Below are 26,129 nucleotides of genomic sequence, written 5' to 3' on the forward strand. Positions count from 1 at the left end.
AGAAGGGGGCGGCCTAGAGTCGCCCTTTTCTTTGGCGTGGTATTAATGTTCGAATTGGTGTGTCCCCCAAAAATTGATCACTGTGGTAGTCCGTAGGGATCTGCTCCTACCAATCGACCTCAAGGCGGTTTCAGATGAAGAGCCCCGTATTTCTAACCCGGGTAGTGCTCAGAAACTATAAAAGCATTGGCGGATGCGACGTTCGCCTCCACCCTTTGACCTATCTGGTCGGTCCAAATGGATCCGGTAAGAGTAACTTCTTAGACGCCCTCCATCTGGTTAGAGATGCTCTCGTTGGCTCGCTAGACAATGCTTTAAGTGAACGTGGCGGCCTTGCGGAGGTTCGAAGGAGGTCGAGTGGCCACCCCACCCATTTCGGCATACGTCTCGAATTCGTTCTTCCAGATGATGGAAGGGACGCATACTTCGCATTCAATGTTGGCGCGCTGAAGAATGGTGGCTACGAAGTCCAGAACGAAGAGTGCGGGATTGGCCGCAAAGGGCGGGGGCCGTTCTACAGCATAGAACGAGGTTCGGTCAAAAAATGTAGTGAGGGCACCTTTCCGGCCATTACCGCAGACAGATTGGCACTAGTTGCTGTGTCGGGCATGGCTGCCTTTAGGCCAGTTTTCGATGCATTAGTGTCAATGGGGTTCTATAACTTGAATCCAAAACTCATGCGGGATCTCCAGAAGCCTCAGGATGGCAGATTGCTACGGCCTGTCGGCGAGAACGTCGTTAGCGTTATTGGCCATCTTGAGCGAAACGCTCCCGATCAAATTCAGGTTATTGGGGAATATCTCCAGACTGTCGTGCCCATGGTGCATGGCTTTGAGAGGAAGGCTATCGGCCCAATGGAGACGTTGGAGTTTCGGCAGGAGATGGCTGGATCAGCTCATCCATGGCGATTTCTTGCTCAAAGTATGTCGGATGGAACCTTGCGCGCCCTGGGCGTGCTGACGGCACTTTTTCAGACCAATCGCGATTTCTCACCGACTATTGTCGGTATTGAAGAGCCAGAAACGGCTCTCCATCCGGCAGCCAGCGCAGCCCTCAGAGATGCACTGACAAGAGCATCGAAGAGCGTTCAGATTATTGTGACCAGCCACAGTCCGGATCTGCTCGATGATCGAGATATTGACCCCGATTCCCTGTTCTCCGTCATTTCGGAGGGAGGGGAGACAAAAATTGCGCCGATAGATGCCGCGTCGAGAAATGCGATGAGGGAGCATTTATTCTCGGCAGGTGAGCTTCTTAGGCTCAATCAGTTGGTGCCGGATCCGGTGGTAATTGAATCTCAGGGGCAGAGCCAGTCAGATCTGTTTGGTGCCATTCTCGAATGAATATTGCAGTGGCTTCCATCGTAGAGGGGCACGGGGAACAGGCAGCCTTTCCTGTCCTTCTAAGAAGGATTTTCGAGTGGCTATCTCCCGGGGAGTATGTACATGTTCCGGCGCCGATCCGTGTCCATAAAGATAGGTTTTTGAATAGGGATGCGGAATTTTCAAGATATTTAAGCTTGGCTGATGCTAAGAGTGATGGGTCTGGCTGGGTAATGATTCTCCTTGATGCCGACGACCAGTGTCCAAGATATCTCGGGGCTGAAGTTCTTGGGAGAGCTCAGCAAGCGCTGCCCGGAAGGTCAATTTCAGTAATTATTGCCAATCGAGAATATGAAGCGTGGTTTATTGCGTCGGCTAGATCTTTAGACGGGGTGCGGAGTTTCAAGTTTCAGGGCGACTGCCAAGATCCCGAAGCTCCACGCGACGCGAAAGGTTGGATGGAAGCGCGTATGGATTCAGGTTGCTATGGAGAAGTCATGGATCAGCCGGCTTTCTCGGCAAAGCTTGATTTGCAGCAGGCGCATGATCGAAGCCGATCTTTCCGTAAGCTGGTGAGTGAGTGTGAAAAGAAGTTGCGGGCTATTCGAGGTTATTAGCCTAGAACGAAATTTATTGCTCCTCAGGGGTAGCGCTAGCTAGCTGGCTGCCGGGGCATCCTCCGGCCATTGGTGAATTTGCGGGAAGCCTAGCGCGTTCTCGTTCTCCTGTTCCTGGTTGGCTGGCGATTCCGCTTTTGGTTAGATTTTTCGGATGGCGGATTCCGGCGGTAATGGGCCAAGATCCTTAACAAGGAGCCTAGAAACTCCGCCAACAGCGATTGGGCGCCCGACATGCGCTTGTAATAGCATCGAGATGATGCGGACAAAGAAGCAATGTCGGGAGGGCGGCTAATACAATACCCCTAGGGGAAATACGCCCGCCGGCTGTTGGCGGTTTCTAGCCTCCCGACACCCCCTTCGAACTGACGCGACGGGGTTCTTCTCAGTCAAGGAGGGCTTCCTCATGCGTCACCCCCGACCCAAGCGCACCGTTGAGCCGTGCGCTCACCCTGAGTACACGCCCTGCCCCGCCATGGCCGGCATGGTGCATTCGAAGTTCTGGAACGCGCCCGTCCCGGGCTATGTTCCCTTGCTCACCCCCGAGGAGCGCACCGCCCTCGACAAGCGCGACGCCGTAGCCGCCGCCCGGCGCCGTCCCCGCGCCGGGCGGCGCCCCGCGTTCTGCACCCTGACCCGCTCCTTCAACGACGCCGAAAGGCGAGAGGTGCCGCGCTTGCGTCTGGAGGGCAAGTGGATGGAGCCCCTGGGCTTCAAGCCCGGCGGCCGGGTCAGCGTCGAGGTGCGCGAAGACGGCGCCTTGGTGCTAATGCCGATGGTCACTCCTTCATCTGCTGAGCTGCCGGGAGCCGGTAAGCGTAGGAGCAAGCGAACGAAGGCCGAGGCCTTGTAGGCTGCTGTTCTGACGGTCACAACTGATGTGTCTGAACTCGTATCGCGAACAGGCAGCCGCGTGCGTGACCGGCTGCGATTGCGCTGGACGGGCTCGATGTCCATATCCACGCACATCCGACGAGAGGGTCGAAGACGAGGCTAGGGCGAGGGTGCGCCGCGCAGGACGCGGCCACCACGATCAGGGCGGAAGAGATCGGCCGAGCAGCCTGTCTCTGCCCAATAGGAGAGGCGCGACGTCACCGCCGCGCCTTCCTGAGCCCCCTCAGCGCTCACTTCGCAGCAGAGCCGTCAGATGGCGGCTCGACGGGCGGAACTTCGTCCGGCGCAGGCTCCACGGCTGGCTGCCGCCGGAACGCAAACCGCTGGGACAGCGCCGCCCTCAATGCCTCAAGCCCTCGTCCCCTGCCGGCCACCTTGAGAACGGCATAGCCTTCCAGCGAGGCGCGCATCAGGCTGCTGCCGATCTGCATTTCTGCATCGCGCAGCTTCTCGTAGAACCGGGTAGTGCGAACGCGGATGGGGCGCAAGGTGTCGAGGCTCACCAGCTGCTTCTGGAACAGCGAGACGTCGAAGTTGCGCGTCATGACATCGGGGTTCTGCGCGAAGGTCACCACTGCCTGTCGGCAGAAGGCTTCGGACTTGTCTCCCATCTTGATGATGCGCTTGCGCTCTTCGGGCCGAAGGGCAGGGAGGTTGCCCAGGTGCAGCTCCAGCGTCGTCAGCGCCGCTTCAATGGCAGCGAGGGCATCTGCCCCGAGTTCAACAGTCAACGGGCTTTGATTCATGAGGGTTCCCAAATCTACGTCAGCGGTTCACTGACAAATCGAATGTCGGCTATCCCAGCGAATCAAGTGAGAGGAATCCAGGAACTGCACCGGTCTGTACAAGTCGCGGGTGAAGCTAGGAATGTCCCGCGCTGTACGTACAAGGTTGTCTGAGCAAGTGATCCGCCACAGCGTCCCACGCGGAGCTGCGCCGAGGTGGGAACGAGCTGCTCGTGGATAGCCAGGAACCGCACCTTCGATGCTCCGTACTGCATCGCTGTTCCTGAGCACTACGTCAGAGATGCAAGGCACTATGTCATCGGAGATGCGTGCTATCCCCGCACGGGTCGTTTGCCTGCGTCTGGGCCCAGAGTTCTGGCGCCGCGAACCTGCCGGGGCGGGGTGCGGTGCACGTAAGCCCGGCGGAGAATCTCGCCTGCACTCGTTCGGAATGCGAAGCCATCGCGGAAGAGATCACACCTCTCCGCGCGTAGCTTGGAGTTCTCCGCCGGGAGCTGGGCGCTGCAACAAAGCGTGAGTCGATCAGCCCGGAACGGCTGTGCCGCCTGAAGCGCAGCGGCTCAGCGCAGCGGATGCGCGGCCACGCCCTCGGTGGTCATCTTCACCGGCAGGATGTGCCCCTGCGCGTCGAACGACATGCGGTCGATGGCAACGACCCGATGGTCGCGCGCGGTGTCGCCGAGCGGGCGGCGGTGGTAGACGATGTACCAGCTGTCGTCGTCGGCCACGTGGATCAGCGAGTGGTGGCCGGCACTGGTGGCAACCTTTGGATCCTGCTGCAGGATCTTGCCGATGCGCTTGAACGGACCGGTCGGCACATCGGCGATGGCGTAGGCCACCGAATAGTCCGGGCCGCCCCAGCCGCCTTCGGACCACATGTAGTAGTAGTGGCCACCGCGCTTGAACATCAGCGAACCCTCCACGTATTCCGGCGCCGGCGTGATCTCCTTGAACAGCGTGCCGTCGGCCAGCGGCAGCACGCCCGTGAAGTCGTCCTTGAGGCGCACGATGTTGGCGTGGCGCCAACCGCCGTAGATCATGTACCAGGTGCCGTCGTCGTCCTTGAACACGAACTGGTCGATCGGCTGCGCGCCATTGTGGAATGCGCCGACCAGCGGCTTGCCGAGCAGGTCGTGGTAAGGCCCTTCGGGCCGGTCGGCCACGGCCACGCCGATGCCGCCGACCTCGTCATCGCTCTGGATGTCGTTGGCGGCGAAGAACAGGTAGTACTTGCCGTCCTTCTCCACCACCGAGGGCGCCCACAGCGCCTGCCTGGCCCAGGAGACCGCCGCGATCGAGAGCACGTCCGGATGCCGCGTCCAATGCACGAGGTCCGGCGAGGAGAACGCATCGAAGCCTACCTGCTGCGCGTAGACCGTCGAGCGGGTCGGGTAGATCCAGTAGGTCTTGCCGAACACGGCGGCTTCCGGGTCCGCATACCAGCCCGGCAGTATCGGGTTGCCCGAGGTCTTGGCAGTGGTGGCCGGTGTCTGCGCGGGGGTGGGCAGGACCCAGCCCCCGATAGTGGCTGCCAGTACCGCGGCCATCGCCTTCTTGCTCAACGTCATTGCAGTGCCCGTGCGTTCGTCGAAGCGTTCGATTCTAGGGCGATGCTGCGGGTAGGGAATCGATGGGGGTCACGAATGGGCGCAATTGTTCAAAGCAAAAAAAGCGGTAGCACCCCGCGGCACTACACGCATTAGCCGGCTACTGACGGGTCCATATAGGTGGCCATCCAGTGGATGGCGATGGCAGCCAGCGGGAGAAGCATCGGCAGAGACCGAAACAAGATGAGCATCAAGTGGCTTCCCTCCGCGAGGCGAGGCGCATTCAACGCGCTGTGCAGCCCAAGGGTAAAGGCCGCGGAGCAATAGCTCAGCATGGTGGGACCGAACAGGCCGCCTTTCGAGAAGGGCATCGATAGCAGACCGATGGCATAGAGCACACAGGCGAGTCGGAGGAACATGGGGTCGTACTCCTGACGATGGGCTAGCTCACGCAACAGTCTTGCTCCGTGTTCGAGCGTTTGGCTCACTATTAGCCGCCAGAGGTGCGGCGGCCCGAGATTCGGGCGATCAGTGACTACTTGGAATGCGATTGATCCGTGTAGATGCGAAGTTGTCAGAATCGCTGACAATGTCATGCCTATCGGCAGCGTGTTTTTCCAAATAGCAGCGGGATGGGCTGCGAGCCGGATGTTGAAATGTGCTTTGCGGGCAAGGGTCGGCAACCGAAGCATTTCCCGTCTTGCATCTTGTGGCGACCCGGACGTCCCCATAAGCTCAACCGCTCCGGCCTAATGCCGGATCAGGGGTGTTGGCATGGATGCAATCGAGGCTGCCGCACGCGCGCCGCTCACTTTCAGTGAAATGGAATCGCGCATCCGGGCGCTACCAGAGGTGCGGGAGGATGTTTTCCGTCCAGGCTGGTTCGTGCAGGGTGCGTCGGCTGTGATGAGCGTCGGCATGCTGCTAGGCCTGACGCCATCCTTCCTGCTGACCACGGGCATCCCCCATTCCGTGCTGTTGCGCGCTACACAATGGGGCCTGATCCTGGCGGTCGCCGGTTTCGTGCCAGTCGCGATCTACTACATCATCTGGATTGCGAAGGATATTCGTGGGTGGGTCAAAGACCAGGCCCGACGCATGGATCATCAGAAGGCGCAGTTCGCCGAGGAGATCAAGTGGCTGCAGCGCCATCCCTCTGCCGAGCTGGAGTCCATGCTGGACTACGTGCGTTACAGCGACGTACGTCGGGCAGGCAGGATCGGGCTCATTGTCGGCAGTGTCGAGAAGCTCGGAGTACTGCCCGTGCTCGTCTCACTCTTCGTCCTGTTTCACGGCGGCGGTGATCCGTTCGCCGTGTCGGGTTGGGTGGCGGCCCTTGGCGTTCTGCTCTCCGTCTTCTGGCTTATCTGCTGGATCGCCACCTTGGCGCGTGGGAGGCTGCGGACTTACGAGTTCCTGCTTGAGGCTGCCCTGAAGGCGCCCGGTGTCCCGCCGACTGGCGATGATGGGGCTTACTTCAGTACGCGGCCTGCTTTGCTGCTTAGTGTGCAGCGTGCGCTGCTGGGTGAGGTGCATCCCCAGCTATGGCGAGTGTCCATTGAGGGCGACAGCGATCAACGGCGGGTACACATACGGTTCGAATACGAAGGGGCTCCGACTCCCGATGCGTTGGAATGTGGCTCCATCGTAGCGACTGAAGTGTTGGCGAATCTGCCCGGTTCTTGGGATCTGCTGGATGAGTATGTGCAGCGGAATCCAGATAATCCGCTACCACCTCTTGCCCATTTGGCTTTCCAGGCGGGTTGTGTCTGAGGTTGTAGAGCCTGTCGGAATTCCGCTCAAGCGTCGCCCCGAAACCGCAGCGTCAGCCCCTTCAAGAAATTCCGCAGGATCTGATCCCCGCAAGGCCGGTAGTGCTTATGCCCCGGCTGCCGAAACAGCGCCGTCATCTCCGGCTTGGTCAGCGGAAATCCCGCAGCCTGCATGATCTCGTGCATATCCACGTCCTTGAGCTGGAATGCCACCCGCAGCTTCTTCAGCACCAGGTTGTTGGTGATGCGCGACTCCATCGGTCGCGGCGCCTGGCTATCGCTGGGACCGCGGAAGTAGAGGATCAGGCCATCGAGGAAGTTCGCCAGCAGGCGGTCGCTGCATGCCACCGCGCCTTCCTCGTCGTCCTTCTTCAGCAGGGCCGGGATGTCGGCCTTCTCGATCGGGAAGGCCGGATCGACCAGATGCGTAATCTCCACGACCTTGGCATCGCTGAGGTCCAGCATGAAGCGGATGCTGCGCAGTACGTCGTTGTTGATCATGGCGGGTCACCCTGCGGTCGAACGGAATCAGGCGTGCAGTCTAGCGCTTGCGGAAAAGAGGGGTGCCGGGGGTGGCCCGCGCCAGTGCCCCCGGCGCGGAGGGCGATCTCGAATCGCATGGCTGTACGGCCCCTCCTGGCGGGTACTTCAACCCCGTTCGTCCAACTCCCGCTGCGTCAAATACAACCGAAGATCAAACTCCAGCTGGTGGTAATCCGGCTCCATATGCCGGCACAGCTGGTAAAAGGCCTTGTTGTGCTCGGCCTCCTTGATGTGCGCCAGCTCGTGCACCACGATCATCCGCAGAAAATCGGCCGGCGCATCGCGGAACACCGTGGCGATGCGAATCTCCCGGCTCGCCTTCAACTTCCCGCCATGCACCCGCGAAATCGCCGTATGCGTGCCCAGCGCATGCTTCATCACCTGCAGCTTGCCGTCGTAGAGCACCTTGCCCAGCGGCACCGAACGGCGCAGGTGCTGCTCCTTGAGCGCCTGCACGTAGTCATACAGCTGCCCGTCGTTGCGCACCGCGTGGGCGTCGCGGTACTTCTCGGCCAGCATCGTGCCCAGCCGGCCCTGGTCGATCAGCTGGCGCACCTGTTCCAGCAGGGGCGGCGGGTACCCGGTGAGGTATTTGAGGGGTTCCATCGGTAGCGGGGCAGGGGCGTCGGGCAGGGACCGGCGGTATCATGGGGCCTGAATCCCCAGCAAGAAAGCAGTGTCATGGCCAAGGCGAATCCCCTGCAGGAACAGTTGCTCAAGGCGGGGCTGGTCAACAAGTCCAAGGTGGCCGCGGCCGCGCGCGAGCAGAACAAGGCGCTGCATGCCAAGGGCCCGACCGGTCCCAGCGAGATCCAGATCGAAGCCGAGCGTGCCCGCGCCGAGAAGGCCGAGCGCGACCGTGCCCTGGAGGCCGAGCGCAAGGCGCAGGCCCGCGTCGCCGAGATGCGCGCGCAGGCGCGGCAGATCATCGCCGACAAGAAGGTGCCGCGCACCGGTGAAAGCGAATACCGCTTCACCGTCGATGGTGTCATCCGCACGCTGCTGGTCAACGACGATCTGCGCAAGAAGCTCTCCGCCGGCGTGCTGGTCATCGCGCGCGTGGACGATCGCTTCGAGCTGCTGCCGCGCCCCGCCGCCGACAAGGTGCGCGAGCGCGACGCCAGCATGATCGTGCTCGACCATGGCCAGCCGGCCGGCAGCGAGGCCGAGGCCACGCTCTCCGACGACGATGCGTACTACGCGCAGTTCCAGGTGCCGGACGACCTGGTCTGGTAATCCGCTCCTGCAGGCCCTGCGCCTCGCCCGCCGTACTACGATAGGCCCACTTCCCGCCCCGGCATCCGGCCATGTCCGACTTCACCGTGCACCTGCTTCTGCAGACCTCGCTGGTGCAGGTCCGCGACGTGGTGTGCGCGGGCACCTGCCGCCACGCCAGCGACATCGAGCGCGCCACCCGCACCGAGCTGGTGTTTCCGTATCGCGGCACCTACGTGCGCCATCTGGAGGATGATCTGGTCGTGGCCGATGCCAGCCAGGTCATTTTCTTCAACGCCGACGAGCCGTACCGCATCAGCCACCCCCACGCCGGCGGCGATGCCAGCCTGGCGCTCACCATCGACGAAACCCTGCTGCACGAAATCGCCCCGGCCGCGCTGCTGCACGAAGGCCCGCCGCCGCGTTTCCGCCTGCCACGCCTGCGCATCGATCCGCGCACGCAGGTACTGGTGGCGATGCTGCGTCACAGCCTGCATGAAGGCATCGCCGATCCGCTCGAAGGCGAAAGCCTTGCGCTGGTGCTCGCCCAGCGCGCCATCGGCCCGCGTACCGCGCATGCGGCCGGCGCCAGCACGGGCAAGCGGCGGTTGGTCGACCGCGCCAAGGTAGTGTTGATGGGTGACGTGGCGCGGCGCTGGACATTGGCCGACGTGGCGGCGGAGGTCGGCGTCTCGCCGGTCTACCTCACGCAGAGTTTCCGCGAGGTCGAGGGCGTGCCGCTGTACCGCTACCAGATGCGCCTGCGGCTGGCGCGCGCGCTCGACCTGCTCGGTGAATACGAGGACCTCAGCCGCCTCGGCCAGGACCTGGGCTTCTCCAGCCACAGCCATTTCAGCGCGGCGTTCCAGCAGGCCTATGGCCGCAGCCCGAGCGAGTTCCGGCAGCAGGCGCTGAACGCCAGCCCGGCGCGCGGCGGACGCTAAATTTCCTGATAGCGGCCTGCCGGCCCGCCGGCGTCTACTGTCCCTGCCCACTTTCGGGCGAGCGAAGGGAGAACGACATGAGCGAGAAGACCTGCGCGGCCTGCGATTGCGAACTCGACGAGAACGCCATCCAGGTCAAGCTCGGCGGCAAGGTGGTGGAGGTGTGCTGCGAGGAATGCGCCACGCAGCTGCGCGAAGCCTACGCCGCCGCCGCCAACGGCTGAGCCGGTGGAGAGCCCGGTCGCGTGCGCGCGACCGCGACCCGGGTTCCTCCCTTTGATACGCAGCGCCGCAATGGCGGCTGCACTTTCCTGATGACCTGTTTCCGCCCGCGGCCTTTGCGGGCGGCATGACCCACCACGGCCGCGGGACGGCCGGGGCGGAGGGAGATGTCCATGTTGAATCGCAGGCAATTCCTGGCCGCCAGCGGCTGGGCCGGCGCCTCGTTGGCGCTCTCCGGGCTGGTCACGGCCGCCGGCGGCGTGCAGGCGGATGATCCGGCACTGGATGCCAACACCTTCCACGGCCTGCGTCGATACGCACGCACTGCGTTCGGAAACATCGCCTACGTGGAGCAGGGGCACGGCGCGGCCGCGTTGTTCCTGCACGGCTTCCCGCTCAATGGTTTCCAATGGCGGGGTGCGTTGCCCCGGCTGGCCCCTTATCGCCGCTGCATCGCGCCGGATTTCCTGGGCATGGGCTACACGCAGGTGGCGGAGGGGCAGGCGGTTGGCCCGGACGACCAGGTCGGCATGCTGCTCGCCTTGATGGACACGCTGGGCATCGCGAGCGCGGATGTGGTTGCCAACGACAGCGGTGGTGCGGTGGCCCAGCTACTGCTGGCACGGCATCCCGAACGCGTCCGCACACTGCTGCTCACCAACTGCGACACCGAGATCGACAGCCCGCCGCCGGCGCTGCTGCCAGTGATCGCGCTGGCGCGGGAAGGTCGCTTTGTCGAGGAATGGCTTGGTCGCTGGCATGCGGATCGCACGTTGGCGCGCTCGGCCGAAGGGATCGGCGGCATGTGCTACGCCGATGCAGCGAACCCGAGCGACGAAGCCATCGACACCTACTTCGGCCCGCTGCTCTCCACGCAGCAGCGCACCGACCGCGCGCACGCATACGCCATCGCGTTGTCGCGCAATGCGCTCGGCGGCACGGCCGAAGCGTTGCGCGCGAGCCGTGCACCGGTACGCGTGGTGTGGGGCATGGCCGATACGATTTTTGCGCCGAAGAACGTGGACTACCTGGAAGCCGCCTTCGGAAATTCGCGCGGCATACGCCGCCTGGTGGGCAGCAAACTGTTTTGGCCGGAAGAGCGGCCCGATGTCATCGCCCGCGAGGCGATGGTGCTGTGGAACACCTGGACGCCGGTGGCGATGCGGCGTTGAGCCGCGCTGAAGCATTCATTGCAAGCTGGGTGGACAACACGCGCGCGTCACTGAGCGGGGCGCACCGTCGGGTGGCGGTAATCCCCACCGCCGAGGAATGCAGACATGACCCAGCAGAACCCGCAGCGCCAGCAGGGCGACAACGACAGCCAGCAGGCGGACGAGCAGCAGCGCCGCCAGCAACAGCAGCAGCAACAACAGCAGCCGCAGAAGCCGGAAGACGAGGAAGAGTAAGCCGCCTGGCATGTGGCAAGGTCGAGGGTCGCGTTCGCGCGGCCCTCAGCTTTTCTGCACGCCGGCTTCTCGAACGCCTCTCGCGTCTTTCACCGCGGCGCGCGCAGCCTTCGCTCACTACATGACACCCGCATGACTCCGGAGAACGAATGCAATGAGCATCCCAGGCGATAGATACACCCCTGCCGTCGAGACGGTGGCCGTCGTGGCCGCCACCGCCGAACCCCTCGCGGCACCCGCCGAAAGCGCGGTGTCCTGGGGCGCGATATTTGCCGGCGCCGCGGCCGCCGCCGCGCTTTCCCTCATCCTCGTCATCCTCGGTGTCGGGCTGGGGCTGTCCTCGGTATCGCCGTGGGCATTCGAGGGCGTGAGTGCGGAAACCTTCGGTTGGTCCAGCATCGCGTGGCTGACGTTCACCGCCATCGTCGCTTCCGGCCTGGGCGGTTACATCGCCGGCCGCCTTCGTACGAAGTGGACGCGCCTGCATGGCGACGAAACCTATTTCCGCGATACCGCGCACGGTTTCCTGTCGTGGGCCATCTCCACGCTGCTCGCGGCGGGCCTGCTGACGACTGCGATTGGCGGCATCCTCGGTGCCGGCGCGAAGGTGGCCGGTGCCACCGCGGGCGCGGCCACGGGCGCGGCCGGTGGGCTGGCCACGCTGGGTGCGGCATCCACGATGCCCGGCACCCAGGACGGTGACCTGCAGTACTGGGTGGATTCGCTGTTCCGCCGCAATACGGCGACATCCGCGTCCGCGCCGGTCGATCCGGCCACCCCGATGCCGGCCAACGCCGGTGCGGTACCGCCGCCGCCGGTGCGCGGGCCTGCCGGTGTCGAACCGATGCCGGGCACGGCGCCGCCGCCGCCCCGTCCGGGCATGGACCACCCCGGCTCGCGTGCCGAAGTGGCGCGCATCGTGCTCAACAGCCTGCAGTCGCCGACGATGGATGCCGCCGATTCGCAGTACCTGGTTCAGCAGGTCGCGGCGCAGACCGGCATGAGCCAGGCCGAAGCGCAGGCCCGCGTCAACGACATGCAGACGCGCCTGCGCGCGGCCATCGACAAGGCCAAGCAGCAGGCCAAGCAGGCCGCCGACGATGCGCGCAAGGCGACGGCCTACGCCGCGTTGTGGCTGTTCATCACGCTGCTGGGGGGCGCGTTCTGCGCGAGCCTGTTTGCCACCTGGGGCGGCCGCCGCCGCGACCTGTACTGATCGACGAATCCTCAAGAGGGAGAAAGAGCCATGAAATACATGTTGCTGTGGCTGCTGGGCGTGCCGATTCCGATCCTGCTGCTGATCGCCCTGCTGCGATAAGCGTGGAGAGGCTGCCGAAAGGCAGCCTTTCTTCTTGGGCGGCGGTGGAGGCGGAGCCCCGCAGGAGCACTTGCCGGAACCCCCGCATATGGCGATGCTTCCCGCCGACCACAGGGAAGGGGAACGCCATGAAGCGAAGCGCAAGGTGGGCGGTACTGGGCCTGCTGGCCTGGACGGGGATGGCGCAGGCGGATGGCTGGGTGAACCGCGAAGGCGAGGCGGTTCCCGAGACCGAATCGCAAGCCACCGTCAAGGACTTCAGCGCGATGCTGCTGCTCACCCCTGACCGTGACTGGCAGGAGAAATGGAATACGCCCGCCGATCACGCGCCGCACTTCAACACGGCCAAGGAAGTAGGGCCGGGCGGCGAACTCAACGTCCTCATCCTGCTGGCCAATCCGCAGGTGGACCCCAAGACCGGCATGACCGACGTGGCGTGCGACCTGGAGATGCACCGCCCGAATGGCGAGGGTCCGCTGGTGCAGAAGGACGTGCCCTGCTTCAACGTCAAGCTGACGACTGACCCGCGCAACGTCTACATGACCAACACGTGGATGAAGTACATCGAGGAGCCGGCCGACCCGCGCGGCACCTGGACGGTGATCGTGCGTGTGCGCGACCGCCTGCGCGATGCGGAAGTCCCGCTGCGCGCCTCGTTCGTGGTGAAGGGGAAGATGACGCGCAGCCGGCCCTCGGCGGCGGACGCATCGCAGCGCTGAAGGCCGCGATCAGATTTCCTTGGTGACGTTGAGCGCCTGAGCCTGCTTCTGCCGCGCCGATTCCTGATTACCCGGAAGGCGCGCGCCAGGCGCGACGCCGCACATTTGCGGCCATCAGGCTGAAGACAGAAGCCGAAGGTTGGCTGGCCCGGCGCAAGCAGAACCCAGTCACCTTTTCACATCGAAGCCGATCGCGGATCGGATTTTCACACGCGCGATTACCCGATCCCGGGGATGTTCGCCCGCCGATGGGCGGTCCAGATTCCGCCTCGCGCGAACGCGGACTGCCGCCAGGCGCAAGGAAGGGTGGCGGCCGGCTGCGCCGGCCCTCGCCCCGGTGCGATCCATTACCCAACCAGGAATGCGCGCATGCACACGCACCCGAACAAGGTGACGATCAAGGATGAATCCCGGACGGTGGTCGGCATGACCTACCTGCCCGGCACGCTCAAGGTATCCAAGGACCAGCCGTTCGATGGCGATCCCACGATCATCAGCAGCGGCCTGCTGTTCACGCTGGAGGTGGTGGCGGGCCGCCACAAGACGTCCGCCATTGCCAACGACTTCAACACCGCCTGCGGCGGTGCCGCCTTCGAGTACGCACCGAACGGCGGCGGCGACAAGCCGTCTGAACTGAATTTCTACTTCGGAATCCGCGTGGCGTTCTCCACCTCGCAAGGCAACGGCGTGGCCACGCTCTACCTCGGTCAGGGCCACCAGGGCGCCTACAACAACTGGTGGCTCGGCGGCCATGGCCTGCTGGTGAGTGGTCCATCGCTCGTCGTCCCCATCGGCGATACGGGCACCGAGCTGTCATTGCCATTGGCGGGCACGCACAAGTCCTTCGTGTTCAAGCCCGGGAAGATCCGCTGACCGCACGCCACCACAGCACAGGGAACCTGCCATGACCAGCAAGAACGTGCTCACGATTCAAGACGATTCCGGCGCGCTGGAGCGCGTCACCTTCGAAGGCGGTATCGACGTCTCCGCGCGCGAGAAGCATGCATCCACCGTCAGTGTGCAAAAGAACGGCACCGACTTCGTGGTGACCTTCGAGAGCAACCGGCGCCAGACTGCCGCGGTCGCCGACGTGTTCTCGACGAGATCCGGCGGTAGCGGACACGCCTACGGGGGCTGGGTACATTCCAGCCTGCCGGCGGCGCTCAACTTCACTTTCCAGCTCAAGCTGCATTTCAGGACCAGCCGCGGCACCGGCAGCGTGCTGCTCAACGTGGCGCAGGGGCATCGGTTCCCGCACAACAACTGGTGGTTGGGTGGGGCGTCCGTCGACAGCAACCAGAAAGTGCTGCAGGTACCCCTGGGCACCGATGGCGCCAATGAGTTGGTGATCCCGCTATCCGGCACCTATGACAGCGTCACCTTCAACGCGGGGTCGATCCGTCCGAAGTTCCCGATCCAGCACGTGTTCGTCCTGATGCTGGAGAACCACTCGTTCGACAACATCTTCGCCATGTCCGGTATTCCCGGGATCACCGCCGCCACGCCCGCCACGGACATCAACCGGCATGATGGCAGCAGCTATCCCGTGTCCAGGCCCGCGCCGGTGGCGATGCCCACCGACCCGGGCCATGAATTCGAGGACGTGGTGAAGCAGCTGGCCGGCGCCTCCGCGACCTATCCCTCGCAGGGGCCTTATCCGGAGATCACCCGCGCCGGCTATGTCGACAACTATGCGACGGTGCCCGAGACGCCGGCCGCGGATGTCGGTAAGGTGATGGCGTGCTTCGATACGCCGACCCAGCTGCCGGTGCTCAACGCGCTGGCGCGGAATTTCCTGCTTTGCGATCACTGGTTCTCGTCGATGCCCGGCCCCACCTGGCCCAATCGCTTTTTCGTGCATGGGGCGTCCTCCAGCGGCCTGGACCACAGCCCCACGATGGGCGAGCTGCTCAAGTGGTCTACGGTGCACGGCTTCGTGTACCCGAATGGCTCGATCTTCGACGCGCTGGACAATGCCGGCATTCCCTATGGGCTGTACAACGACGAGCACAGCCAGTTCGCGCGCCCGCATCTGCATGTCGAAGATGGCGGTGATATCGCCCAGGTGGCGGCGATCAAGGGCGTCAGCCGGATGGACGTCCACGATATCGGCGAGCTGCCCCACGATCTCGCCGGCAGCTACCAGCCGGCTTATACCTTCATCGAGCCCAACTACGGTGACGTGGTGCTCGAGAACTATCGCCATGGCTCGTCGCAGCACCCGATGGACGAGACCTGCGGGGCGGAAGGCCTCGTCAAGTTCGTGTATGAAACGATCCGCAACTCGCCGGTCTGGCAGAACAGCCTGCTGATCATTACCTACGACGAACATGGCGGCTTCTACGACTCGCAGTCGCCGCAGGCGCTGTCGACACCGGGCGATCGCAGCGGGCCGCTGGGCCTGAACACGCATGGCTTCAACTTCGACCTGTCCGGCGTGCGGGTACCCGCCATCGCGATCTCGCCGTGGTTGCCTGCCGAGGTCGATCACACCGTCTACGACCACAGCTCCGTGCTGGCCACCGTGGAAGCCTTGTTCGGGCTGCGTCCGCTGACCAATCGCGACCGGGCGGCGAAGTCGCTGACCGCGAAATTGCTCCAGACGCCTCGCAGCGATTGCCCGCTGACACTTCCCGATCCGGTTCCGCCGACGGCGCCGGTGGCGGACGCGGGCGCCGAGGCGGCACTGTTCGCTTTGCGCGCCGCCGAGCCATTGCCGCGACAGGGCAATCTGCCCGGCGTGCTGGCGATCGCCCTGAAGACCGCGCTGGAGTTGGCCGGCGATGACGACGTGGCGCAGCTGGCGGTCCGGCAGCGGTTCGAGCAGCTGCGCACGCGCGGCGACGCGCGCGACTATCTGGCCGAGGTGTCGGCACAGGTGACCGCAGCCAGGCTGCAGGCCATCGCCACGCCGGAGGAGGGGCGCGCGCCGTGAGTCAGGCGGGCAATCGCCTGATCGCGTGAGGCGTCGGCGACGGCATCGGGTGCGATGCCGTCCCGCGCCGCGCTACTCCCTCCGGAGCACGGCTCCCCGATTTCGGGGATGCCCATTCCGGCGCCGTCGCCTTAGCCTTTCCGCACAGCGCTGTACCGGGCGATCCGCCGTCGTGATGCGCTTCAAGGGGAAGTGGCATGCGTGGGGATTTCGTGGGATCGCTGGCACGCGCCAGTCGGGTGGGTGCCGTGGCGTTGTTGGCCTTGGCCGGTATCGTGGGCAATGCCGCGGCCTCGACCGGCTGCCAGCTGCTGAACGGTGCCAGCGGCACGCTTGCCCCGGGGGGCACGGTGTTCTTCAATCCCTCGCAGGCCATGAACCTCAATATCGGGGACCAGGTCACGCTGTCCGTCAGCGGGACGTCCAACGCGGATTTGGTGTACCTGATGTTGGGTGCGGAAACGCTCAACCTCTTCACCAACGGCGTACCGCAACAAAAGTCCATCACGCTCCAGACGGGTGTCATCGGCGGACCGTCCACGCTGTACCTGTGGAGCGGCAACACCAACGCGACGGGCACCACCCAGTACCAGGTCACGTGCGTGTCGCAGGCGCCCAGCGTGACCGCTGCGTCTCCCGTGGTGGGCCTGGCCGGCGACACGGTGCAGATCGACGGCGCGGCCTTCCTGGGCATGACCGCGGTGCGTTTCGGCACTACCGCCGCCAGCTATACACTGTCGAGTGATACTCGCCTGACGGCGGTGGTGCCGGCAGGCAGCGGCACGGTGCCGCTGACGGTCACCACCGATGCGGGCACCGTGAGCGCCGGCAGCTTCACCTACGCAACGGTGCCTGGCGCACCCAGCATCGGCACGGTAACGGCGGGTGACGCCCAGGCCGTGGTCGCCTTCGCGCCGCCGGCCAGCGATGGCGGCGCGTCGATCACCACCTACACCGTCACCGCCAGCCCCGGCGGTGCCACTGCCAGCGGACCGGCCGGGCCGCTCACCGTGACCGGGCTGAGCAATGGCACGGCCTATACCTTCAGCGTCACCGCGACCAACCTGGCGGGCACCGGCCTGGCATCCGCGGCGTCGGCGAGCGTGACGCCGCAGCAAGCGCAATCGATCTCCTTCAGCCCGCCGGCCAGCGTGCCATTCGGCCAGGCCGTGTCGCTGACGGCCAGCGCAACCTCCGGCCTTGGGGTGCAGTTCTCCACCACTACGCCTGCGGTCTGTGGCGTGACTGGTGCGGGTGTGCTGACGCCGCTGACGCTGGGCACCTGCGTGGTCCATGCGGACCAGGGCGGCGACGCCGCGCATACGCCTGCCGCGCAGGTATCGCGTTCGATTTCGATCGTCTCGGCCAACGGCGCGCTGGCACTGACCACCACCGGGCTGCCCAGCGCCACCGAAGCGGAGGCGTACGACCAGCAGGTCAGCGCCAGCGGCGGCGATGCACCTTACGTGTTCGCCATCACCACCGGCACGCTCCCCGAGGGCGTGGTGATGTCCGCGGCCGGGCGGCTCTCCGGCACCCCGACGCGCACGGGCAACTTCCCGATCACCGTGCGCGTCACCGATGCCGCGGGCCAGACCGCCACGCAGGCCTTGGTGCTGCAGGTGGCCGCGCCGGCGCAGCCCCCGCCGCAGGCGCGTGACGACGCGGCGTCCACCTTGTCCAACCAGCCGGTCACCCTGGCGGTGACTGGCAATGACGAAGGTGTCTTCACCAGCATCGCGATCTCCAGCGCGCCCGCGCATGGCAGCGCGACGGTGAGCGGCCTCGGCGTGATCTACACGCCGGCCACCGATTACGCTGGCGAGGACGCGCTGCAATACGTCGTTACCGGCCCGGGCGGCAGCTCCGCACCGGCCACCGTGCGCATCAGCGTGCAGGCGCGGCCAGTGGCAGCCGTGCTCAGCACCACCGCGGTGGCGGGCGGCACGGTGACGGTGGATCTCACCGCGCAGGCTTCCGGCGGACCGTTCACGGCTGCGACGCTGCTCTCCGTGTCGCCGGCGAATGCGGGCACCGCGACGCTCTCGGGCAACGCGCAGGACGGCTACCGGCTGGCCTTCGTCGCCGCTACCGCGTCCGGCGGCCTGGTGCAGATCGCCTACACCCTGACCAATGCCTATGCGACCTCGGCGCCGGGCACCCTCAGCATCTCGATCACTCCGCGCAGCGATCCGTCGAAGGATGCCGAAGTGCTTGGCCTGCTCAACGCGCAGGCCGAGTCGGCCCGACGCCTGGCCAGCGGGCAGATGGGCAATTTCCAGCGCCGTCTCGAAGCGCTTCGCGCGGGCCGCGCCAGTGGTTTCAGCAACGGCATCACCCTGGCATCGGCGAGTGCGCAGCACGCGGGCAATGGAAGCGACGAAGACCTGTGGAATCGCCGCTATCTCGTGCAGCCGGACGACGCCCCGGCCGCGGTGACGGTGCCGGAAGCCGCCAACCATCGCCTGCCCGGCGATCTGGCGATCTGGACGGGCGGTGCGATCAACTTCGGCGACCAGCGCCCGAATGGCCGCGACAGTGCCATCGACTTCACTACCACCGGCGTCAGCATCGGCGTGGATCGGGCCTTCGGCGAGCGCGTGACGCTGGGCGTGGGCGCCGGCTACGGCCATGACGACAGCGGCATCGGCCAGCACGACAGCCGCAGCCAGACCGACGCCTACAACGTCGCGGTCTACGCCAGCTACCAGCCGGGCGACCGCTTCTACGTGGAAGGGCTGGCCGGCTACCAGTGGCTGCGTTTCGACACGCGCCGCTACGTCACCGATACCGCCGCGCTGGTGGATGGCCGCCGCGATGGTACCCAGATATTCGCTTCGGTCTCGGCGGGCTATCCGTATCGCAGTGACAGCCTGCTGCTCACGCCTTACGGCCGCCTCGACGTGGCCCGCGCGTCGCTGGACGCCTACAGCGAATCCGGCGACGCCAGCCATGCGCTCGACTACCGCGGACAGACCGTGGACACCTCCACCGCCTCGCTGGGCCTGCTGGCGCAATGGACCCTGCGGCGCGGCGCCGGACTGTGGCAGCCGATGCTGCGCGCGGAGTTCGGCCGTGACCTGCAAGGCGACAGCCAGGCGACGATGCGCTATCTCGACACGCTGGACGGCCCGTTCTACCAGGCCACGCTGGAGGGGCGCTCGCGCAGCCATGGCACGCTGGGCGCGGGCCTCTCGTGGCAGGCGGCCGGCTGGTTGCTGCGTGCCGAGTACCAGAACTACCTCGACAGCACGAGTGGCGACAACCAGTCGGTGCAGCTGGGCGTGGAGAAGCGTTTCGGTTCGCCGTAAACCCGCCACGCGATGAGGGCGGCGGGCGGACTCACTCCGCCCGCGTCACGCCCAGCTGTGCATCCAACCAATCCAGCACCCGCTGCTGCACGTCGCGCCCGTGCTCGCGTTCGTAGAACCAGTGCGGCCCGCGCGGATACGTCACCATTTCCACCGGCGTGCCGTTGAACTTGAGTGCCCGGTAGAACATCTCGCCTTGCGAGAGCGGCACGCGTTTGTCCTGCTCGCCGTGCAGGATCAGCACCGGCACCTTGACCTGGTCGGCGTAGCGGATCGGCGAGTGCGCGTCATACGCGGCGCGGTTCGTTACCGGGTCGCCGAAATAGCCGGGCAGGTAATCCTGCGTGTCGGTGGTCAGTGCCATCGCGCCGATATCAATCACGCCGGCGCCGACGATGGCGGTCTTGAAGCGGTCGCTGTGCGTCACCGCCCAGGCCGACATGTAGCCGCCGTAGCTCCAGCCGCCGATCGCCAGCCGCTGCGGGTCGATCACGCCTTCCTTCTCCAGCACGTCCACGCCGTCGAGGATGTCCTGGAAGTCCGCGCCGCCCCAGTCATTGCGCGCCATCTCCGCGAACGCATGGCCGCCGCCTTCCGAGCCGCGCGGGTTGGGCAGGAAGACCGCATAGCCATGCGTGGAGAGCAGCTGCGCCCAGTCGTGCCACGAGCCCAGCCAACCCGACCACCACGCCCACGCCGGGCCACCGTGGCCCTGCACCAGCGTCGGCAGCGGCGTGCCGCGCTTCCAGCCGGGCGGGGTCACCAGCAAGCCAGTGATGCGCAGGCCATCGCGCGAAGACTTCCACTCCAGCTCGCGCACTTGGCCATGCGCCCAGCCGGCGACTTCCGGGTGGTGATCGGTACGGCCGGCCAGCTTGCCGTTGTCCAGCGTCCACACTTCGGCGGGCTGGTCGTCGCGGATGCCTAGGTACGCGCTGCGCCCGCTGCGTGCGGTGGTGAAGGACTGGAACGGAATCTGCGGGCGCGCGATCTCGCGCCAGCGGCCATCGCGCGCGTCCAGCCGCAGGAACGCACCGCGCGCGCCGCGCTGGCCTTCGCCGACCAGCGTGTGGTCGTCCTGCCAGCGTGCCAGCCACAGCGTGCCGTTCCAGTCATTCGCCAACACGGTGCGGTGCCCGCTGGCGATGTCCTGCACGGTGAGATCCGCCGTCATGCCGTGGTCGCCGAGGCGGCCGAACAGCAGGCGCGTGCCATCCGGCGACCATTGCAGCGGATGCGCCGAGGCGCGGGATTCGAGCACCTGCCCCAGCGCGCCGCTCGCGGCATCAACGAGCACCACGCGCGAGCGGTACCAGTAATCGTTGAGCGTGGTGCCGTCGGATACGCGCAGTGCCAGCGTGCGACCGTCCGGCGACCACGCCAGGTCGTGCACCTGCAGGCCGGGCGCGGTCAGGGCATGCGCTTCGCCGTTCGGCAGCTCGCGCACCCATGCGCGCGAGAACCGGGTGGGATGCTCGACGCGCACGGCGTCGTCCTTGCGGTCCGTCGCCTGCTGGGCAGCCGCATCGGTCGGGTCCATCGCGAGGTACGCGATGCGCGTGCCGTCGCGCGACACGTCGAAAGCGCTGACGTCACCCTGCGAGCGGGTGATCTGCGTGGGTGCATCCCCTTGCGCGGCGATGCGCCATACCTGCGTCGCGGCCACGCCGGGCTGCGGTGCGTCGCCGGGTAGCGGGCGGTCGGAGACGAAATCCAGGTAACGCCCATCGGCCGTCCAGCGCGGATGTTCCTCGCTCGCGGTATCCGGCGCGGGCAACTCGCGCGCTTGCGTCTTGCCGGAGGCGGCCACGCGCCAGATGCGGCTGCGCGGTGGCTTGCCCTGGCCTTGCGGCGTACCGACCGTGTAGGCGATCCACGCGCCCTCGCGGTCGATCTGCGGATCGCCCACCACGCGCAGCGCCATGATCTTCTCCGGCGTCGGCAGTTCGGCCTGGGCCTGCGCGAGGGAAGTGCCCGGCCACAGCAGCGCGAAGGGCAGGCAGGCGGCGAGCAGCCGGTGCAGCGTCGAGGTCATGCGGCGTGTCCTGGCGGGGGGGAAGAGAGATGATCGCGCACCCAGGCCGCGCCGCGGGCCACCGCCTCGCGCGCCTGCTCGGACACCGCCATCGCTTCGATGAAGCTGTGCGGCGCGCCGGCATGCACCTGCGTGCGTACTGGAACCCCAGCGGCGATGAGCGCCTGGGCCATGTCGGCGTTCTGTTCGGCGAGTACGTCGCGGTCGCCCCACAGCATCAGCGCGGGCGGCAGGTCGCGCAGTTCGGCCAGCAGCGGCGCCGAGTACGGGCCGGCGACCCGTGCCGCATCCGGGCCGAGGTAGGCCTCCCAGAACTCGTCCATCTCCGCGCCGCTGAGCATGTCCTCCGAAGTGCCGAGCGTCTGCCGCGCGGTATCGGAGAGCGCCGGCGCCCAGGCGCCGTAGTTCAACAGCAGCGTGCGGATGCGCGCCAGCTCGCCGCGCTCGCGCAGGCGCAGCGCGGTGGCGACGGCGAGGTTCGCGCCGGCCGAATCGCCGCCCAAGGCCAGCTGCGTCGCGTCGATACCGAACGCCGCGCCATGGGCCTGCAGCCAATCCAGCGTCGCCACCGCCTGGTCGAGCGCGGCCGGATACGGGTGCTCCGGCGCGAGGCTGTAGTCGATGGCCACCACCGGCAGGCGCATCGCGTCGGCGTATTCGCGCAGCAGGCGGTCATGCGTATCGAGGCCGAACAGGCACCAGCCACCGCCATGCAGGTAGACCAGCGCCGGCGAAGGTGTGGCAGCACCGGCCTGCGGATGCAGGATGCGCACGCCGAACTCGCCATGCGCGGAAGCCAGGCGCACGTCGGCGATGTCGCGCATGCGCGGGCCGCCTTCGCGCCAGGGGGCGCGGGCCTGCGCGGCGATGACGCGGCGCTGCGGCCAGCCCGGCTGGCTGTCGCCGCGCAGGCGGGCGCCCTCGCGGCAAACCTCTTCGATGAAGCGGCGGATCTGCGGGTCCAGTGCCTCCAGGCTGCGGCTCATGCGGCATCCCCGGCGAAATCACGCATCCACGCGACCAGCTCATCCTCGCCACCGGCCTGCAGCCCGAGCAGCAGCTGGGCGAAATCGTGGCGGGCTTCGTCCTGACCCAGCTTGAAGGTGGCACGCACCGCGCGCACGTCGCCGCGCAGCGCGGTCACGCCGGTGGCGAGGCGGGCATAACGTTCGCCCATTTCCTGCAAGGACCAGGCGCGCGGTCGCCCCGCTTCCATCTGCGTGACCAGCGCATCGAGTTCGGCGCGGATGTCGGCTTCCTCCTCGCTCACCACTACGTCCAGCTCGAATACGGCGGCGGCGTAGTTCCAGCTCGGCGCCTGCGTGCGGTCATCGAGCCAGCTGGGCGAGACATAGGCGTGCGGGCCCATCACCAGCGCCTGCGCGCGGCCGTCGCGGCGCAGCCGCGCGACGTGCGGGTTGCGGCGTGCGACGTGGCCGCGCAGCGCGACCAGCCGGCCTTGCGCGTCGCATTCGGCGCGCAGCGGCAGGGGGGTGAAGGCGGCATCCTCGCCACCGGCCGATACCAGCCAGGCGAAGGGTTGGGTGGCAAGCAGGCGCAGCAGGTCGTCCTGGCTGCGCGCGGCGTAGCGGCTATCGCGGGCGTGTCCCATCAGCGGGTTTCCTTCAATGCGGTGGCCACCGAAAGGGCGGGCCAGCGGTCGCGCCACGGCGCGGCCTGTTCGAGTTCGGCGGCCAGCTGCAGCAGCAGCGGCTCCTGTCCGCTGTCGGCGGCGAACTGCACGCCCACCGGCAACGCGCCTGCGTGCCCCAGCGGCAACGAGATCGCGGGCGTGCCGGCGAGGTTCTGCAGCGGGGTGTAGCTGATCCAGTGGAACATGGCGGGCATCAAGGCCTCGAAATCCCGGTCGGGCGCCAATTCACCCAGGCGTGGCGGTGGCGTGCGCAGCGTCGGCGTGAGCACTACGTCGTAACGCTGGTGGAAGGCGTGGAAGGCCGGCGGCAGCGCGGCCAGCATCGCGTAGGCCTGCTCCAGCTCGGCGACGCCGCAGTGCGTGCGGTGGTAGTGCGCCAGGCCGTGCGTCCAGGGTTCCAACGCGTCAGCGGCGAAACGCTCGCCGCCCTGCGCTTCGGCCAGTTCGACGGCGTCCAGCCCCAGCCGCGACCACAAGGTGTACAGCGCCTGCCAGATATCGCGGCCGGGAAGCGGATAGGCGGTGGCTTCGACGTGGTGACCCAATGAGGCGCACAGGCGCACGGTGTCGTCGAGCACCGCGGCGACGGCCGGATCCGGGGCCAGCCCCGGCAACGATTCGGCCACCACGCCGATGCGCAGTCGCCTGGGCGCACGCGCCAGGCCGGCGAGATCGACATCCGCACGCGGATGCGCGGTGGCGAAGGCCCAGGCGGTATCGCGCACGCTGCGCGACATCAGGCTGTCGGCGACGATCAGGTCTTCGATGGCATGCCGGCCGCGCACCGGTACGGTGGCGCCGCGACCTGGCTTGAGCCCGACCACGCCGCAGGCCGAAGCCGGAATGCGGATCGAGCCGGCGCCATCGCTGCCATGCGCCAGCGGCACGATGCCGGCCGCCAGCGCCGCGCCGGCGCCGCCGCTCGACCCGCCGGGCGAATGCGCCAGCGACCAGGGATTGCGCGTCACCGGGCCGAGCAGCGGTTCGGTCGAACCCATCAGCCCGAACTCGGGCATCGTGCTCTTGCCGATGGCGACCAGCCCGCTGGCATCGAAGCGCTGCACGAACAGCGAGGCATCGTTCGCCAGCACGTTGCTGCGCGAACGCGAACCGCCGCGCGTCGGCATGCCGGGGTAGCGCAGCGAGTCCTTCGGCAGCCAGGGCACGCCGGCCATCGGGGCTTCGCGATCCACTGCCTCGGCACGCGCGAGCGCACCGTCGAAATCGGCGTGGCACAGCGCGCCGAGCGCCGGGTCGAGATGGCGTGCGCGCACGACGGCCGCGGCGGTCAATTCGCGTGGCGAGAGCTCGCCGCTGCGCACCAGCGCGTGTTGGCCGTGCGCGTCGAGATGGCCCAGCTGCAACGCCTGGGCCAGGGGGAAATCCAGCGGGGTCATGCGTTCGAGTCCTGCACTTGCCGGCGCGCATGGCGCTGGCCATAGAAGAAGTAGAGGAGCGCGCCGGCCACGATGTAGCCAAGCAGCAGGCTGGCGGGCAGCAGGTCGCCGCGGCGCACTTGCGCGAACATGTCGCCGAGCACCGGGGCCATCATCGCCACGCACATCACGATGCCCAGCACCGGCACCACGCCGATCCATGCGCCGCCGACCCACACGCCACCCAGCGGCACGCGGAAGCCACCGCGCAGGTCCGGGCGAGTGGAGCGCAACCACATCACCGCGATGCACACCACGATGAAGGCCGAAGCGATGCCCAGGCAGATGAGATCGCCCAGGATGCCGATGGGCAGCAGTGCCGCCAGCAACGCACTGACGCTGCCGAAGGCCACGCTCGCCAGCCACGGCGTGCCCAGCTTCGGATGCACGCGGGTAAAGAACGCCGGCAGCAGGCCATCACGCGCGATGCTCAGGCTGATGCGCGAGGCGCCATAGGCGTTGGCCAGCAGCACCGAGCCCAGGCCGGTGAGCGCGCCGATCTTGATCACCACGGCAAAGCCGGGCCAGCCAATGCGGTCCACCGCCAGTGCGACCGGGTCCGGCACGCCGAGTTCGCGGAACGGCACCAGCCCGGTCAGCACCGCGCCGGCGGCGATGTACAGCACCGTGCACACCACCAGCGAGCCGAGGATGCCCAGCGGCACGTCGCGACGCGGCTGGCGCGCTTCGGCGGCCGCCATCGACACCGTTTCGAAGCCGAGGTAGGCGAAGAACAGCATCGCCGCCGCGCGCAGCACGCCGGGCCAGCCGTAGGCGAAGCCGCCTTCGTTGGCCGGCAGGAACGGCTGCCAGTTCGCCGCGTCGATGAACTGCGAGCCGACCGCCACGAACGCCAGCAGCACGGCGATCTTGGTCAGCACCAGGACGAGGTTGGCCAGCGCCGAGCGGCCGACGCCGGCGATCTGGATGCCGGCCGCCGCCAGCACCGCCAGCGCGGCCACGACATTGAGGCCGCCACTGAAGGCCAGCTCCGTGTGCCCGCCCTGCTGCGTGGCGGTGACGCTGGACACCGCCAGCGCCATCGGCACGTGTACGTGCAGGTCGCCGAGCAGGCTGGTGAGGTAACCGGAGAAGCCGGCCGCCACCGCCGCGGCGGCGAGCAGGTATTCGAGGATCACCATCCACGCCAGCGCCCACGCTGCGCCTTCGCCCAGCGTGACCTGGCAATACGAATATGCCGAGCCCGAGACCGGGATCACCGACGACAGCTCCGCGTAGCACAGCCCGGTGAACCCGCAGGCCATCGCCGCCAGCACGAACGAGAGCATCACCGCCGGCCCGGCGAAATTCGCCGCCGCCGCGCCGGTCACCACGTAGATGCCGGCACCGAGGATGTTGGCGATGCCCAGCACCATCAGGCTGCCAGCGCCGAGGCGCCGGTGCAGCCCGGCGCGGTCGCCGTCGGCGACGACCGCTTCCAGCGGCTTGCGCCGCAGCGCCAGCTGCCAGCGTCCGAGCAGGCGCGCTTTCAC

The 26,129-nt window shown here is 66.6% G+C and carries 24 protein-coding genes; 14 read left to right on the top strand and 10 right to left on the bottom strand.

All coding sequences use genetic code 11. From position 1 onward, the window contains the following. Positions 1-134: 134 nt before the first annotated feature. The 3 genes from ARC20_RS17930 to ARC20_RS07700 all read left to right on the top strand — a co-directional run bounded on the left by ARC20_RS17930 (position 135) and on the right by ARC20_RS07700 (position 2,792). The gene (locus ARC20_RS17930) at positions 135-1,343 is read left to right on the top strand and encodes an AAA family ATPase (protein WP_081418088.1); all 1,209 of its coding nucleotides are present in this window, start codon (positions 135-137) and stop codon (positions 1,341-1,343) included. Next, the gene (locus tag ARC20_RS17935; RefSeq protein ID WP_081418089.1) at positions 1,340-1,939 is read left to right on the top strand and encodes a DUF4276 family protein; all 600 of its coding nucleotides are present in this window, start codon (positions 1,340-1,342) and stop codon (positions 1,937-1,939) included. The genes ARC20_RS17930 and ARC20_RS17935 overlap by 4 nt, the downstream gene beginning before the upstream one ends. A 475-nt stretch (positions 1,940-2,414) precedes the next feature. After that, a complete protein-coding gene (locus ARC20_RS07700; protein WP_057646196.1) occupies positions 2,415-2,792 on the top strand; it encodes a SymE family type I addiction module toxin in 378 nt (125 codons plus the stop codon). Positions 2,793-3,063: 271 nt separating this feature from the next. On the opposite strand, the gene ARC20_RS07705 is transcribed toward ARC20_RS07700, so the two are convergent. The 3 genes from ARC20_RS07705 to ARC20_RS07715 all read right to left on the bottom strand — a co-directional run bounded on the left by ARC20_RS07705 (position 3,064) and on the right by ARC20_RS07715 (position 5,545). Beyond that, positions 3,064-3,579, bottom strand: a complete 516-nt coding sequence (locus tag ARC20_RS07705; protein WP_181360111.1) for a hypothetical protein — start codon at positions 3,577-3,579, stop codon at positions 3,064-3,066. A 560-nt stretch (positions 3,580-4,139) separates the two neighbouring features. Continuing rightward, on the bottom strand, positions 4,140-5,147 hold the full coding sequence (locus tag ARC20_RS07710) for a glycoside hydrolase family 43 protein (protein ID WP_057646197.1): 1,008 nt from the start codon (positions 5,145-5,147) through the stop codon (positions 4,140-4,142). A 131-nt stretch (positions 5,148-5,278) separates the two neighbouring features. Next, the gene (locus ARC20_RS07715) at positions 5,279-5,545 is read right to left on the bottom strand and encodes a hypothetical protein (protein ID WP_057646198.1); all 267 of its coding nucleotides are present in this window, start codon (positions 5,543-5,545) and stop codon (positions 5,279-5,281) included. A 355-nt stretch (positions 5,546-5,900) separates the two neighbouring features. On the opposite strand from ARC20_RS07715, the gene ARC20_RS18760 reads away from it, so the two are divergent. Continuing rightward, positions 5,901-6,899 (top strand): MafI2 family immunity protein, encoded by a 999-nt coding sequence (locus ARC20_RS18760; protein WP_237642532.1) that lies wholly within the window; start codon positions 5,901-5,903, stop codon positions 6,897-6,899. 26 nt (positions 6,900-6,925) lie between these two features. On the opposite strand, the gene ARC20_RS07725 is transcribed toward ARC20_RS18760, so the two are convergent. Together ARC20_RS07725 and ARC20_RS07730 are read right to left on the bottom strand one after the other, a co-directional pair. After that, positions 6,926-7,399: a YehS family protein gene (locus ARC20_RS07725; RefSeq protein ID WP_057646199.1), complete on the bottom strand. Its 474-nt coding sequence runs from the start codon at positions 7,397-7,399 to the stop codon at positions 6,926-6,928. 147 nt (positions 7,400-7,546) lie between these two features. Then, positions 7,547-8,047 (bottom strand): M48 metallopeptidase family protein, encoded by a 501-nt coding sequence (locus tag ARC20_RS07730; RefSeq protein WP_057646200.1) that lies wholly within the window; start codon positions 8,045-8,047, stop codon positions 7,547-7,549. A gap of 75 nt (positions 8,048-8,122) precedes the next feature. Here ARC20_RS07730 and ARC20_RS07735 point away from each other — a divergent pair, with 75 nt between their 5' ends. From ARC20_RS07735 to ARC20_RS07770, 10 genes are all read left to right on the top strand, one after another. Further along, a complete protein-coding gene (locus ARC20_RS07735) occupies positions 8,123-8,677 on the top strand; it encodes a DUF2058 domain-containing protein (protein ID WP_057646201.1) in 555 nt (184 codons plus the stop codon). A 71-nt stretch (positions 8,678-8,748) separates the two neighbouring features. Beyond that, complete coding sequence (locus ARC20_RS07740) at positions 8,749-9,600, top strand: helix-turn-helix transcriptional regulator (protein WP_057646202.1); 852 nt, start codon at positions 8,749-8,751, stop codon at positions 9,598-9,600. Positions 9,601-9,677: 77 nt separating this feature from the next. Further along, a complete protein-coding gene (locus tag ARC20_RS18280; protein ID WP_146165775.1) occupies positions 9,678-9,824 on the top strand; it encodes a TRASH domain-containing protein in 147 nt (48 codons plus the stop codon). A gap of 171 nt (positions 9,825-9,995) precedes the next feature. Further along, the gene (locus ARC20_RS07745; protein ID WP_202595434.1) at positions 9,996-10,994 is read left to right on the top strand and encodes an alpha/beta fold hydrolase; all 999 of its coding nucleotides are present in this window, start codon (positions 9,996-9,998) and stop codon (positions 10,992-10,994) included. A 105-nt stretch (positions 10,995-11,099) separates the two neighbouring features. Beyond that, the gene (locus ARC20_RS18835) at positions 11,100-11,228 is read left to right on the top strand and encodes a hypothetical protein (RefSeq protein WP_272914604.1); all 129 of its coding nucleotides are present in this window, start codon (positions 11,100-11,102) and stop codon (positions 11,226-11,228) included. A 154-nt stretch (positions 11,229-11,382) separates the two neighbouring features. Then, entirely contained in the window at positions 11,383-12,444 is a 1,062-nt protein-coding gene (locus ARC20_RS07750; protein ID WP_057646203.1) for a hypothetical protein, read from the top strand. Between the two features lie 230 nt (positions 12,445-12,674). Continuing rightward, positions 12,675-13,265 carry a hypothetical protein gene (locus tag ARC20_RS07755; RefSeq protein WP_146165774.1) on the top strand — a complete coding sequence of 197 codons (591 nt, stop codon included), beginning with the start codon at positions 12,675-12,677 and terminating at the stop codon, positions 13,263-13,265. A gap of 369 nt (positions 13,266-13,634) precedes the next feature. Next, entirely contained in the window at positions 13,635-14,138 is a 504-nt protein-coding gene (locus ARC20_RS07760) for a hypothetical protein (protein ID WP_057646205.1), read from the top strand. Between the two features lie 31 nt (positions 14,139-14,169). After that, positions 14,170-16,200 (top strand): alkaline phosphatase family protein, encoded by a 2,031-nt coding sequence (locus ARC20_RS07765; protein WP_108143272.1) that lies wholly within the window; start codon positions 14,170-14,172, stop codon positions 16,198-16,200. Between the two features lie 248 nt (positions 16,201-16,448). After that, entirely contained in the window at positions 16,449-19,511 is a 3,063-nt protein-coding gene (locus tag ARC20_RS07770; RefSeq protein ID WP_161809476.1) for an autotransporter family protein, read from the top strand. Between the two features lie 31 nt (positions 19,512-19,542). On the opposite strand, the gene ARC20_RS07775 is transcribed toward ARC20_RS07770, so the two are convergent. The 5 genes from ARC20_RS07775 to ARC20_RS07795 are packed head-to-tail and all read right to left on the bottom strand — an operon-like array spanning position 19,543 to position 26,129. Next, positions 19,543-21,546 carry a S9 family peptidase gene (locus tag ARC20_RS07775; protein ID WP_057646207.1) on the bottom strand — a complete coding sequence of 668 codons (2,004 nt, stop codon included), beginning with the start codon at positions 21,544-21,546 and terminating at the stop codon, positions 19,543-19,545. Then, positions 21,543-22,532: an alpha/beta hydrolase gene (locus ARC20_RS07780; RefSeq protein WP_057646208.1), complete on the bottom strand. Its 990-nt coding sequence runs from the start codon at positions 22,530-22,532 to the stop codon at positions 21,543-21,545. Before ARC20_RS07780 ends, ARC20_RS07775 begins: the two co-directional genes overlap by 4 nt. Further along, positions 22,529-23,158, bottom strand: coding sequence for an FMN-binding negative transcriptional regulator (locus tag ARC20_RS07785; protein ID WP_057646209.1), 630 nt, complete (start codon positions 23,156-23,158; stop codon positions 22,529-22,531). Before ARC20_RS07785 ends, ARC20_RS07780 begins: the two co-directional genes overlap by 4 nt. Continuing rightward, complete coding sequence (locus tag ARC20_RS07790) at positions 23,158-24,597, bottom strand: amidase family protein (RefSeq protein WP_057646210.1); 1,440 nt, start codon at positions 24,595-24,597, stop codon at positions 23,158-23,160. Before ARC20_RS07790 ends, ARC20_RS07785 begins: the two co-directional genes overlap by 1 nt. After that, on the bottom strand, positions 24,594-26,129 hold the full coding sequence (locus ARC20_RS07795; protein WP_237642533.1) for an amino acid permease: 1,536 nt from the start codon (positions 26,127-26,129) through the stop codon (positions 24,594-24,596). Before ARC20_RS07795 ends, ARC20_RS07790 begins: the two co-directional genes overlap by 4 nt.

Source organism: Stenotrophomonas panacihumi (assembly GCF_001431645.1).
GTDB lineage: Bacteria > Pseudomonadota > Gammaproteobacteria > Xanthomonadales > Xanthomonadaceae > Stenotrophomonas_A > Stenotrophomonas_A panacihumi.

Excerpts from the sequence above, each read along its gene's own strand:
- ARC20_RS17930 (WP_081418088.1), top strand. The coding sequence starts at position 135 with ATGAAGAGCCCCGTATTTCTAACCCGGGTAGTGCTCAGAAACTATAAA.
- ARC20_RS17935 (WP_081418089.1), top strand. The coding sequence starts at position 1,340 with ATGAATATTGCAGTGGCTTCCATCGTAGAGGGGCACGGGGAACAGGCA.
- ARC20_RS07700 (WP_057646196.1), top strand. The coding sequence starts at position 2,415 with ATGGCCGGCATGGTGCATTCGAAGTTCTGGAACGCGCCCGTCCCGGGC.
- ARC20_RS07705 (WP_181360111.1), bottom strand. The coding sequence starts at position 3,579 with ATGAATCAAAGCCCGTTGACTGTTGAACTCGGGGCAGATGCCCTCGCT.
- ARC20_RS07710 (WP_057646197.1), bottom strand. The coding sequence starts at position 5,147 with ATGACGTTGAGCAAGAAGGCGATGGCCGCGGTACTGGCAGCCACTATC.
- ARC20_RS07715 (WP_057646198.1), bottom strand. The coding sequence starts at position 5,545 with ATGTTCCTCCGACTCGCCTGTGTGCTCTATGCCATCGGTCTGCTATCG.
- ARC20_RS18760 (WP_237642532.1), top strand. The coding sequence starts at position 5,901 with ATGGATGCAATCGAGGCTGCCGCACGCGCGCCGCTCACTTTCAGTGAA.
- ARC20_RS07725 (WP_057646199.1), bottom strand. The coding sequence starts at position 7,399 with ATGATCAACAACGACGTACTGCGCAGCATCCGCTTCATGCTGGACCTC.
- ARC20_RS07730 (WP_057646200.1), bottom strand. The coding sequence starts at position 8,047 with ATGGAACCCCTCAAATACCTCACCGGGTACCCGCCGCCCCTGCTGGAA.
- ARC20_RS07735 (WP_057646201.1), top strand. The coding sequence starts at position 8,123 with ATGGCCAAGGCGAATCCCCTGCAGGAACAGTTGCTCAAGGCGGGGCTG.
- ARC20_RS07740 (WP_057646202.1), top strand. The coding sequence starts at position 8,749 with ATGTCCGACTTCACCGTGCACCTGCTTCTGCAGACCTCGCTGGTGCAG.
- ARC20_RS18280 (WP_146165775.1), top strand. The coding sequence starts at position 9,678 with ATGAGCGAGAAGACCTGCGCGGCCTGCGATTGCGAACTCGACGAGAAC.
- ARC20_RS07745 (WP_202595434.1), top strand. The coding sequence starts at position 9,996 with ATGTTGAATCGCAGGCAATTCCTGGCCGCCAGCGGCTGGGCCGGCGCC.
- ARC20_RS18835 (WP_272914604.1), top strand. The coding sequence starts at position 11,100 with ATGACCCAGCAGAACCCGCAGCGCCAGCAGGGCGACAACGACAGCCAG.
- ARC20_RS07750 (WP_057646203.1), top strand. The coding sequence starts at position 11,383 with ATGAGCATCCCAGGCGATAGATACACCCCTGCCGTCGAGACGGTGGCC.
- ARC20_RS07755 (WP_146165774.1), top strand. The coding sequence starts at position 12,675 with ATGAAGCGAAGCGCAAGGTGGGCGGTACTGGGCCTGCTGGCCTGGACG.
- ARC20_RS07760 (WP_057646205.1), top strand. The coding sequence starts at position 13,635 with ATGCACACGCACCCGAACAAGGTGACGATCAAGGATGAATCCCGGACG.
- ARC20_RS07765 (WP_108143272.1), top strand. The coding sequence starts at position 14,170 with ATGACCAGCAAGAACGTGCTCACGATTCAAGACGATTCCGGCGCGCTG.
- ARC20_RS07775 (WP_057646207.1), bottom strand. The coding sequence starts at position 21,546 with ATGACCTCGACGCTGCACCGGCTGCTCGCCGCCTGCCTGCCCTTCGCG.
- ARC20_RS07780 (WP_057646208.1), bottom strand. The coding sequence starts at position 22,532 with ATGAGCCGCAGCCTGGAGGCACTGGACCCGCAGATCCGCCGCTTCATC.
- ARC20_RS07785 (WP_057646209.1), bottom strand. The coding sequence starts at position 23,158 with ATGGGACACGCCCGCGATAGCCGCTACGCCGCGCGCAGCCAGGACGAC.
- ARC20_RS07790 (WP_057646210.1), bottom strand. The coding sequence starts at position 24,597 with ATGACCCCGCTGGATTTCCCCCTGGCCCAGGCGTTGCAGCTGGGCCAT.